This is a genomic window from Streptomyces torulosus, assembly GCF_001419765.1.
Taxonomy (GTDB): Bacteria; Actinomycetota; Actinomycetes; order Streptomycetales; family Streptomycetaceae; genus Streptomyces; species Streptomyces torulosus.
The window spans coordinates 1-4215 of record NZ_LIRK01000350.1 but is presented as its reverse complement, the minus strand read 5'-3'; the positions used below and the strand labels follow the sequence as shown (position 1 = coordinate 4215).

Sequence of the window (4215 nt, the reverse complement as noted above, 5' to 3'; positions counted from 1 at the left end):
GCGGGACCCCCGGTCCCGACGACGCGCGTTACTGCATGAAGTGCGGGCGGGAACGCATACCGGTCCCCTCCGCGCCCCCGGCACCGGACGCGCCCGCCGGCCAGGGCACACCCCCGACCCCGCCGGCCGCCCCGCCGACCGAGCCCGGGTCGGCGGGGCGGCCGGCGGGGTCGGGGGTGTGCCCTGGCCGGCGGGCGCGTCCGGTGCCGGGGGCGCGGAGGGGACCGGTATGCGTTCCCGCCCGCACTTCATGCAGTAACGCGCGTCGTCGGGACCGGGGGTCCCGCAGTGCGGACAGTAGGACGTCATGGAACGCTCCGTCATCCAGAGAACTCGTGCCGTGATCAGACGTGGACACACGTATGCCGCGTGTGCGGTGACGTATCAAACGGACGACGTTCTCCGTTGACCGGTTCCCATCAACAGGGCGCCCTTTGAGGCATCCCCCTTACGGGTGAACCTTGAACCCCCGGTGCAGGGCGACGACCCCTCCGGTGAGGTTCCGCCACGCGACCTTGCCCCAGCCGGCCTTCTGCAGCCGCTCGGCGAGACCGGACTGGTCGGGCCAGGCGCGGATGGATTCGGCGAGGTACACGTACGCGTCGGGGTTGGACGACACGGCGCGGGCGGTCGGCGGCAGCGCGCGCATCAGGTACTCGGTGTAGACGGTCCGGAACGGCGCCCAGGTCGGGTGCGAGAACTCGCAGATCACGACCCGACCGCCGGGCTTGGTCACCCGGTGCATCTCGCGCAGCGCGGCGTCCGTGTCCTGGACGTTGCGCAGGCCGAAGGAGATGGTCACCGCGTCGAAGGTGTCGTCCTTGAACGGCAGCCGCGTGGCGTCGCCCGCGGTGAACGGCAGCCAGGGGGTGCGTTCCTTGCCGACCCGGAGCATGCCGAGGGAGAAGTCACAGGGGACGACGTACGCGCCGGTCTGCGCGAAGGGCTGTGAGGAGGTGCCGGTGCCGGCCGCCAGGTCCAGGACCTTCTGGGCGGGGCGGGCGTCCACCGCCCGCGCGACCTCCTTGCGCCAGCGCCGGTCCTGCCCGAGGGACAGCACGTCGTTGGTCAGGTCGTACCGTTCCGCCACTCGGTCGAACATCGAGGCGACTTCGTGCGGCTGCTTGTCCAGGGATGCGCGGGTCACGGGCCCATTGTGGCAGTAAGGGCCGAGCGGCCTCGCAGCGCCCGTCCCGGCGACCACGGCACGGCGCGCGGCCCGGTGTGATTGGTTTCCCAAGTGAGCAGCGTGAGGAATGTCCCGAAACCGGCCGCCGCACTGATATCCGCGATATCCGTGATGTCCGCGCTGGTCCTGACCTGCGCGGGCTGCGCCACGGGGTCGACGGAGTCCGCGTCCGCGCCGAGCGGTGCGCCGAGGACACCCGACGCGAAGGCGACGGCCGCCGAGAAGGAGGCGGAAACCTCCACGGTGTACGCCCCCTACGTGGACGCCACGGAGGCGTCCGACCTCGACGACGCCGGGTCGGCGGCCGCGTACCATCTCGCCTTCGTGATCGCCGACGGCGACGCGTGCGTGCCCGCGTGGAACGGCACCACCGCGCTCGGCGATACGGCGGTGGAGTCCCGTATCGCGGCGCTGACGGAGTCCGGGGCGTCGGTGCGGGTGTCCTTCGGCGGGGCGTCGGGGACGGAACTGGCCGACGCCTGCGACAGCGCGGACGACCTCGCCGACGCGTACGGCGCGGCGCTCGACGCCGCCGGTGCGACGGCCGCCGACTTCGACGTCGAGGGCGACGCGCTGAAGGACTCCGACGCGGTGGACCTGCGGTCCGAGGCGATCGCCCGCCTCCAGCGGGACCGGCCCGGCCTCACCGTCTCGTTCACGCTCCCCGTGATGCCGTCCGGCCTCGACGACGACGCCCTCGCCCTGCTCCACTCGGCGAACGACGCGTCCGTCGAGGTCTCCACCGTCAACATCATGACCATGAACTACGCCAGTTCGTACGACGGCGACATGGGCGACTACGCGGAGTGGGCCGCGAGGGCCACGCACCGGCAGGTGCGGGCCGTCTTCGGAACGTCCCCGGGCACGGCGTGGCGGGCTCTCGCCCTCACCTCGATGCTCGGCGTCAACGACGTGGAGAACGAGACGTTCACGCTGGAGGACGCGGCGCAGGTCAGAAAGTTCGCGGAGGAGAAGGGGATCGCCTGGGTCTCCATGTGGGCGACGTTCCGGGACCGGGAGTGCGGGGACGGGGCGAGTGACGCCCTGACCGACTGCAGCGGGGTCGAGCAGGAGGACGGCGCGTTCGCGGAGGCGTTCTCGGGGTGAGCGGGGCGGCGGCGCCCCCGCCGTCAGCGGCGCCCCCGCCGTCAGCGGCGCCCGTGCCGTCAGCGGCGGCGGTGCACCAGGCGGCCCGCGCAGACCGTCGCCACGCAGATGCCCGCCTCGTCGAAGATCGCCAGGTCCGCCCGGCCGTCGTCGACGATCGCCGACGTGCGGGGACCGGCGAGCACGACGACGTCGTTCCGCTCTGCGGCGGCGCGGAGTTCGGGGGTGTCCGTGTGGTCCGCCAGCACAGCGGTCGCCCCGGACTTCAGCACCACATGGACGCGTTCCCGTGGGCTGGGTGCGTCGGGGAGCGGGCCCTCGTGGACGCGGGCGGGGCCGAGCACACCGGGCCACCGGCGCACGCGGGCGCCCGGGAACCGCTCCTGGAGCTCCTTCAGCGGTCCCGCGGCCCGGACCCGGATGCCCTCGACGACCACGGCGCCGTCCTTGACGGGCTCCGGGTCGTCCCAGGTGAGGCGTACCTCGTCGGCGGCGTGGATCGTCAGCATGCGCGACCTAGCTGGACGCGAGGATCTTCAGCTCGGGATGGGCCGTGCCACCCTCGATCGCCGTGGAGGAGATGTGGGACATCACACGCGCGTCGACCGGGTCGTTCGCCGGGTCGTCGTGGACCACGAGGTGTTCGTACGTCGTGGAGCGCTGGGCCGGGACCCGCCCCGCCGTGCGGATCATGTCGATCATTTCCTGGAGGTTGGAGCGGTGCTTGGCACCGGCCGCCGAGACGACGTTCTCCTCCAGCATGACCGAGCCGAGGTCGTCCGCGCCGTAGTGCAGCGTGAGCTGGCCCGCGTCCTGGCCGGTGGTCAGCCAGGAGCCCTGGATGTGGGCGATGTTGTCCATGAACAGCCGGGAGATCGCGATCATCCGCAGGTACTCGAAGATCGTGGCCTGGGTGCGGCCCTTCAGATGGTTGTTCATCGGCTGGTAGAGGTACGGGATGAAGGCGCGGAACCCGCCCGTGCGGTCCTGTACGTCACGGATCATGCGCAGGTGCTCGATGCGCTCGGCGTTGGTCTCACCGGTGCCCATCAGCATGGTGGAGGTGGACTCCACACCCAGGTTGTGCGCGGTCTCCATGATCTCCAGCCAGCGCTCGCCGGACTCCTTGAGCGGCGCGATGGCCTTGCGGGGACGCTCGGGGAGCAGCTCCGCGCCGGCGCCCGCGAAGGAGTCGAGGCCGGCGGCGTGGATCCGCTGGATCGCCTCCTCGACGCTCACCTTGGAGATCCTGGCCATGTGCTCGACCTCGGAGGCCCCGAGGGAGTGGATGACCAGTTGCGGGAACTCCTTCTTGATGGCGGCGAAGTGCTTCTCGTAGTAATCGACGCCGTAGTCCGGGTGGTGGCCGCCCTGGAACATGATCTGCGTGCCGCCGAGTTCGACGGTCTCCGCGCAGCGGCGCAGGATGTCGTCGAGGTCGCGGGTCCAGCCCTTGTCCTTGGCCGTGGGCGGGGCGTAGAACGCGCAGAACTTGCACGCCGTCACACAGACGTTCGTGTAGTTGATGTTGCGCTCGATGATGTACGTCGCGATGTGCTCCGTACCCGCGTACCTGCGGCGGCGGACGGCGTCGGCGGCGGAGCCGAGCGCGTGCAGCGGAGCGTCGCGGTAGAGGTCGAGCGCCTCCTCCGGTGTGATCCGCCCACCCTCGGCGGCACGGTCGAGAACGGACTGGAGGTCGGCCTTCTCGGTCACCGGGAGCGTCCCTTTCGTAAGGGTTGGACGGACCACGCCAGCCTACGCCAGCCGCCGCGAACGGCCGACGTCAGCCCGGACGTCCCGGACGTCACGCCGCGTAGGCCTCCAGGAGCAGGCCCAGGTACGCCCCCGCGATCATGAACGGCCCCAGGGCGACGAGTTGTCGGCGTGCCGCCCGGCCGCGCACGGCCTGGACGACG

At 71.4% G+C, this 4215-nt stretch carries 5 protein-coding genes; 1 reads left to right on the top strand and 4 read right to left on the bottom strand.

All coding sequences use genetic code 11. The features are described 5' to 3' along the window. Both AOK23_RS45435 and AOK23_RS24195 read right to left on the bottom strand, forming a co-directional pair. Nucleotides 1–309: zinc ribbon domain-containing protein (locus AOK23_RS45435; RefSeq protein ID WP_157878134.1), on the bottom strand; the 309-nt coding region annotated here is incomplete at its 3' end. A 139-nt stretch (nucleotides 310–448) separates the two neighbouring features. Next, the gene (locus tag AOK23_RS24195; protein WP_055714764.1) at nucleotides 449–1147 is read right to left on the bottom strand and encodes a demethylmenaquinone methyltransferase; all 699 of its coding nucleotides are present in this window, start codon (nucleotides 1145–1147) and stop codon (nucleotides 449–451) included. 153 nt (nucleotides 1148–1300) lie between these two features. On the opposite strand from AOK23_RS24195, the gene AOK23_RS24190 reads away from it, so the two are divergent. Then, a complete protein-coding gene (locus AOK23_RS24190) occupies nucleotides 1301–2296 on the top strand; it encodes a chitinase (protein WP_055714763.1) in 996 nt (331 codons plus the stop codon). Nucleotides 2297–2355: 59 nt separating this feature from the next. On the opposite strand, the gene AOK23_RS24185 is transcribed toward AOK23_RS24190, so the two are convergent. Further along, nucleotides 2356–2805, bottom strand: coding sequence for a hypothetical protein (locus tag AOK23_RS24185; protein ID WP_055714762.1), 450 nt, complete (start codon nucleotides 2803–2805; stop codon nucleotides 2356–2358). A gap of 7 nt (nucleotides 2806–2812) precedes the next feature. Then, nucleotides 2813–4012, bottom strand: a complete 1200-nt coding sequence (gene mqnC, locus AOK23_RS24180) for a cyclic dehypoxanthinyl futalosine synthase (protein ID WP_055714761.1) — start codon at nucleotides 4010–4012, stop codon at nucleotides 2813–2815. Nucleotides 4013–4215: the final 203 nt, after the last annotated feature.

What these genes read in the sequence shown, in the direction of transcription:
- AOK23_RS24190 (WP_055714763.1), top strand. Translation starts at nt 1,301, where the DNA reads ATGTCCGCGCTGGTCCTGACCTGCGCGGGCTGCGCCACGGGGTCGACG.
- AOK23_RS24185 (WP_055714762.1), bottom strand. Translation starts at nt 2,805, where the DNA reads ATGCTGACGATCCACGCCGCCGACGAGGTACGCCTCACCTGGGACGAC.